At 67.6% G+C, this 6481-nt stretch carries 5 protein-coding genes; all 5 read left to right on the top strand.

Annotated elements, in window-relative coordinates; genetic code table 11:
- Positions 1–1063, top strand: a 1063-nt coding sequence (hutI, locus tag AC2FL1_RS01045; RefSeq protein ID WP_496875709.1) for an imidazolonepropionase, incomplete at its 5' end; no start/stop codon positions are given.
- A complete protein-coding gene (gene hutH / locus AC2FL1_RS01040) occupies positions 1060–2598 on the top strand; it encodes a histidine ammonia-lyase (RefSeq protein WP_496875708.1) in 1539 nt (512 codons plus the stop codon). The genes hutI and hutH, both read left to right, overlap by 4 nt.
- Entirely contained in the window at positions 2595–3410 is an 816-nt protein-coding gene (hutG, locus tag AC2FL1_RS01035) for an N-formylglutamate deformylase (RefSeq protein ID WP_496875707.1), read from the top strand. The genes hutH and hutG overlap by 4 nt, the downstream gene beginning before the upstream one ends.
- Before the next feature lie 2 nt (positions 3411–3412).
- Positions 3413–5095 (top strand): urocanate hydratase, encoded by a 1683-nt coding sequence (hutU, locus tag AC2FL1_RS01030; protein WP_496875706.1) that lies wholly within the window; start codon positions 3413–3415, stop codon positions 5093–5095.
- 11 nt (positions 5096–5106) lie between these two features.
- Positions 5107–6468, top strand: a complete 1362-nt coding sequence (locus AC2FL1_RS01025) for a formimidoylglutamate deiminase (protein ID WP_496875705.1) — start codon at positions 5107–5109, stop codon at positions 6466–6468.
- The last annotated feature ends 13 nt before the right edge of the window (positions 6469–6481 follow it).

Raw genomic sequence — 6481 nt, 5'->3', positions numbered from 1 at the left:
CTTCGCCACCCTGCCCAGCCACGATTTGGGCGGGCGCCTGGTGACACCCGCGTTGATCGACTGTCACACACATATCGTACATGGCGGCAACCGTGCCTCGGAATTCGAGATGCGGTTGCAAGGTGCCACCTATGAAGAGGTCGCGCGCGCGGGCGGCGGCATCGTCTCGACCGTGACAGCCACGCGGAATGCCAGCGAGGCGGAACTGGTCGCCAGCGCCCTGCCCCGTGTCGATGCGATGATCGCCGAGGGCGTGTCGGTGATCGAGGTGAAATCCGGTTATGGGCTGGACACCGAAACCGAGCTGCGCATGCTGCGCGCAGCCCGCGCCATTGGCCAGCACCGTGACGTGACCATCCGCACCAGTTTTCTCGGCGCCCATGCGGTGCCGGCGGAATATGCCGGACGCGCGGATGCCTATATCGACACCGTGGCAATCCCCGCGCTGCGCGCCGCCCATGCCGAGGGGCTGGTGGATGCGGTCGACGGGTTCTGCGAGGGCATCGCCTTTCAGCCCGAACAGATCGCCCGCGTATTTGACGTCGCGCGCGCGCTGGACCTGCCGGTAAAGCTGCATGCCGAACAGCTGTCAAATCTGGGGGGCGCAAAACTCGCCGCCTCTTACGGCGCGCTCTCGGCCGATCACATCGAATATCTTGACGAGGACGGCGTCGCCGCCATGGCCCGGGCCGGGATGACGGCGGTGATCCTGCCGGGCGCGTTCTATACCCTGAACGAGACCCGGAAGCCGCCCATTGCGCTGTTGCGCAAACATGGCGTGCCGATGGCAGTCTCGACCGATGCCAATCCCGGTTCCTCGCCGATGACCTCGCTGCTCTTGGCGATGAACATGGCCTGCACCTTGTTCCGCCTGACACCCGAAGAGGCGCTGGCCGGCACCACCCGCAATGCCGCACGCGCCCTGGGAATGACCGACCGGGGCACACTGGCCCCGGGTCAGCGCGCCGATCTGGCGCTCTGGGACGTGTCGCACCCGGCGGAACTCGCCTATCGCATCGGATTCAACCCGCTTTACCAACGCATCATCGGAGGCACCCTGTGACCGCCCTGACCCTCACCCCCGGCTCTGCCACGCTAGAGCAACTGGCGCGAATCTATTTCGACGAAAGCGCGGTGCGGCTTGACCCGGCCTGCCGCGCGGCGGTCGAGGCGGCGGCGGCGCGCATTCAGGCGGCGGCGGCTGGCGATGTGCCGGTCTATGGCGTCAACACGGGCTTTGGCAAACTGGCCAGCCTCAAGGTCGCGCCGCAGGACACCGCCACCCTGCAACGCAACCTGATCCTGTCCCATTGCTGCGGCGTCGGCGCCCCGATCCCGCGCCGCATGGCCCGGCTGATGATGGTGTTGAAACTGCTGTCGCTGGGGCGCGGCGCCTCGGGCGTGCGCTGGGAGCTGATCACGCTGCTCGAAGAGATGCTGGCGCACGATGTCACCCCGGTGATCCCGGTGCAGGGCTCGGTCGGGGCATCAGGGGATCTGGCGCCGCTGGCCCATATGACGGCGGTGATCATCGGCGCAGGCGAGGCCGAGTATCAGGGCCAGCGCCTGCCTGGCGCCGAGGCGCTGGCGCGCGCCGGCCTGACCCCGATTGCGCTGGGCCCCAAGGAGGGGCTGGCCTTTATCAACGGTACCCAGTTCTCGACCGCCTTTGCGCTGGCGGGCCTGTTCGGTGCCTGGCGGGCGGCGACTTCCTCGCTGGTGACTGCGGCACTGTCGACCGATGCGATCATGGGGTCGACCGCGCCCCTGCAACCCGAGATCCACGCCTTGCGCGGCCATCGCGGCCAGATCGACGCCGCCGCGCGGATGCGGGCGCTGCTGGACGGGTCAGAGATCCGCGAAAGCCATCGCGAAGGCGACGCGCGGGTACAGGACCCCTATTGCATCCGCTGCCAACCGCAGGTGACCGGTGCTGCCATGGACGTGCTGCGCCAGGCCGCCCAGACGCTGGAGATCGAGGCCAATGCCGCCACGGACAACCCGCTTGTGCTGGCCGAGGCGGACATGATCGTTTCGGGCGGCAACTTCCACGCCGAGCCGGTCGGCTTTGCCGCCGATCTGATCGCGCTGGCGGTGTCCGAGATCGGCGCCATCGCGCAACGCCGGGTGGCGCTGATGGTGGATCCGACGCTGAGTTTCGATCTGCCGCCCTTCCTGACCCCGAAACCGGGGCTGAACTCGGGCCTGATGATCGCCGAGGTCACTACCGCCGCGCTGATGAGCGAGAACAAGCATCTGGCCAATCCCTGCGTCACAGACAGCACCCCCACCAGCGCCAATCAGGAGGATCACGTCTCGATGGCCGCGCATGGGGCGGTGCGGCTGGGCCGGATGGTCGAGAACCTGCATTACATTCTGGGCGTCGAGCTGCTTTGCGCCGCGCAGGGGATCGAGTTTCGCGCGCCCTTGCAGACCAGCACCGCGCTGCAAGCGGCAGTGACGCGGCTGCGCGCCGAGGTGCCCCGGCTGGCGGAGGACCGTTACATGGCGCCCGATATCGAAACCGCGGCGCGGCTGGTCGGCGCCGGTGCGCTGCTCGATGTGGTGGGGATCGACATGGGCGGGCTGCGGCCATGACGCCGGTCGAGGTGATCCGGGGCGATGGCCCGGTGGTGCTGGGCCTGCCCCATGGCGGTACCTTTGTGCCCGATGCGATCCACGCCCGGCTGAACCCGCGCGGCCAGGGGCTGAGCGATACCGACTGGCATATCGACCGGCTCTATGCCGGCCTGCTGCCCGGCGCGAGCCTGGTGAAATCGACGGTGCACCGCTATTTGATCGACGCCAATCGCGACCCTGCAGGCGTCTCGCTCTATCCGGGGCAGAACACCACCACGCTCTGCCCCACCACCGATTTTGACGGCCATGATATCTGGCTGCCGGGGCAAGCCCCCGATGCCGACGAGATCGCAGAACGCCGCGCCACCTATCACGCCCCCTATCACGCCGCACTGGCCGAGGCGTTGGAGCGCGCACGCGACCGGCACGGGGTGGCGGTGCTCTATGATTGCCACTCGATCCGGTCCGACATTCCGTTCCTGTTCGCGGGCACCCTGCCGATATTCAATATCGGCACCAACAATGGCACCACCTGCGCCCCCGAAATCGAGGCGGCAACCCTTGAAACCTGCCACGCCGCCGACCCGGATCAGACCGTTCTGAACGGCCGCTTCAAGGGCGGCTGGACCACCCGCCATTACGGGCAGCCCGAGATCGGCCAGCATGCCATCCAGATGGAAACCGCACAGCGCGCCTATATGGACGAGGCCGCACCCTGGACCTATCGGCCCGAACGCGCCGACCGCCTGCGCCCGGTGCTGGCCGAAATCCTGACCCAACTCGAAACACTGGCGCTGTCCGGGCGCCCGAGCAGCCCCAGAGGAGCCTGATCATGCTTGACCGCAAGAACACCCGCGACGTCTATCCGCCCACCGGACCTGAGCGGACCGCAAAGAGCTGGCAGACCGAGGCCGCGATGCGGATGCTGATGAACAACCTGCACCCGGATGTGGCCGAGAACCCGCATGAGCTGGTGGTTTATGGCGGCATCGGGCGCGCGGCCCGCACATGGAGCGATTTCGACACCATCGTTGCCGCGCTGAAAGACCTCGAATCCGACGAGACGCTGGTGGTGCAGTCGGGCAAGCCGGTCGCGGTGGTGCGCACCCATGCCGACGCGCCCCGCGTGCTGATCGCCAACTCCAACCTGGTGCCGCATTGGGCCAATTGGGATCATTTCAACACGCTCGATAAGAAGGGCCTGATGATGTACGGCCAGATGACCGCCGGGTCCTGGATCTATATCGGCACCCAGGGCATCGTTCAGGGCACGTATGAAACCTTTGCCGAGGCCGGGCGCCAGCATTACGGAGGCGACCTGACCGGCAAGTGGATCCTGACCGGGGGTCTGGGGGGCATGGGCGGCGCCCAGCCGCTGGCCGCCGTCTTTGCAGGCGCGTGCTGTCTGGCGGTCGAATGCAACCCCGACAGCATCGACTTTCGCCTGCGCACCAGGTACCTGGATGAAAAGGCCGAAACGCTGGACGAGGCGCTGGCCATGATCGAGCGCTGGACCAAGGCGGGCGAGGCGAAATCGGTGGGCCTGCTGGGCAATGCCGCCGAGATTTTCCCCGAGATCTACGCCCGCATGCAGGCGGGCGGCCTGCGCCCCGATATCGTCACCGACCAGACCAGCGCCCATGACCCGATCAACGGCTATCTGCCGCTGGGCTGGACCATGGCCCAGTGGAAGGGCAAGCGCGAAAGCGACCCCAAGGCGGTGGAGAAGGCCGCCCGCGCCTCGATGAAACAGCATGTGGCCGCGATGGTCGATTTCTGGAACGCGGGCGTGCCGACGCTGGATTACGGCAACAACATCCGCCAGGTGGCACAGGATGAGGGGCTGGAAAACGCCTTTGCCTTTCCCGGCTTCGTGCCCGCCTATATCCGGCCACTGTTCTGCAAGGGCATCGGCCCGTTCCGCTGGTGCGCCCTGTCGGGCGACCCCGAGGATATCCTGAAGACCGACGCCAAGATGAAGGAGCTGTTTCCCGACAACACCCATCTGCACAACTGGCTGGACATGGCACAGGAACGCATCGCCTTTCAGGGCCTGCCCGCGCGCATCTGCTGGATCGGCCTTGGCGACCGGCACAAGGCTGGCCTTGCCTTTAACGACATGGTGGCCAGTGGCGAGTTGAAGGCCCCGGTGGTGATCGGGCGCGATCACCTCGACAGCGGCTCGGTCGCCTCGCCCAACCGCGAGACCGAGGCGATGCGCGACGGCTCGGACGCGGTCAGCGACTGGCCGCTGCTGAACGCGCTGGTCAACACCGCCTCAGGCGCCACCTGGGTCAGCCTGCATCACGGCGGCGGCGTCGGCATGGGCTTTTCCCAACATGCGGGCATGGTGGTTGTCGCCGATGGCACCCCCGAGGCAGCCCGCCGGCTGGAACGGGTGCTGTGGAACGATCCGGCCAGCGGCGTCTGGCGCCATGCCGATGCGGGCTATGACAGCGCGCTCGACTGCGCCCGCCAACATGGCCTGCGCCTGCCCGGCATCCTGGGCAACTAGGGCGCGCGCGGATGACTGTTTTCGCAAACCGCCTGCTTGGCCCCAAGGGCTGGCTGTCTGACGCCCGCGTTACGATTGACGGGCTGCATATCGCCTCGGTCGAGCCGGACAGCGCGCCGCTGCCCGGCGACGTGCGGGTCGACACGCTGATGCCCGCGCCGGGCAACCTGCACAGCCACAGCTTTCAGCGAGCGATGGCGGGGATGACCGAGTATCGCAGCCGGGGGCGGGAAAGCTTCTGGACCTGGCGCGAGCTGATGTACCGCTTTCTCGACCGGCTCACGCCCGAGCATGTGGCCGCAATTGCCGCCCAGACCTTTGTCGAGATGCAAAAGGCGGGCTATGCGGCGGTGGGCGAGTTCCACTACCTGCATCACCGCCCCGGCGGTGGGCACTATGACGACAGGGCCGAGATGTCGGCCCGGATCGTGCAGGCGGCGGCGGAAACCGGCATTGGGCTGACCTTGCTCCCGGTTCTCTATACCCATGGCGGCGCCGATGGGCGGGCGCTGGCGGGCGGGCAATTGCGCTTTGGCAACGACCTTGACGCCTATTGCACCCTGGTCGATGGCGCCCGCGCCCATGCGAGCACCCTGCCCGCCGACGCCCGTGTCGGCATTGCGCCGCATTCGCTGCGCGCGGTGTCCGCCGCCGATCTGGCCGAGGTCGCGGTACGCCACCCGGACGAGCCGGTGCATATCCACATCGCCGAACAGACCCGCGAGGTCGAAGAGATCGAGGCCGCCTATGGCGCCCGCCCGGTCGACTGGCTGCTGAACAACGCGGCGGTCGGGCCGCGCTGGTGCCTGATCCACGCCACCCATATGAGCGATGCCGAAACCCGCGCCATGGCGTCCACCGGCGCCGTTGCGGGCCTGTGCCCGATCACCGAGGCCAATCTGGGCGACGGCATCTTCAACGGGGTGCCCTATCTCGAGGCGGGCGGCGCGTTCGGTGTAGGATCGGATTCCAACGTGTTGATATCCTTGACCGAAGAATTACGGCTGCTGGAATACTCCCAGCGCCTGCGCGACCGCGAACGCAACGTGCTGGCGGGGGCCGAGGGATCGACGGGCGCGGCGCTCTATCTGGGGGCCTTGCGCGGCGGCGCCCGTGCGCTGGAGCGCCGGGCCGGAGAGATCGCCCCCGGCGCACTGGCCGATCTGGTCGCCATCGACAGCAATGCGCCCGCGCTTTGCGGGCTGGAACCGGCGCAATTGCTGGATGGGCTGATCTTTGCCGCCGGTGACCGGGTGGTAAGCGATCTCTGGTCGGCAGGCCGCCATCAGGTGCGCGCGGGCCGTCATGTGGCCGAAGAGGCGATTGCGCGCCGCTATGGTGCGGCGCTGCGCGATCTGCTGGCGCGGGTCTGAAAACGCAAAATCC

The sequence above is a fragment of the Ruegeria sp. YKSF070 genome, assembly GCF_059612725.1.
The sequence above is the reverse complement of the archived record's forward strand: the minus strand, read 5'-3'. Positions and strand labels throughout refer to the sequence as shown.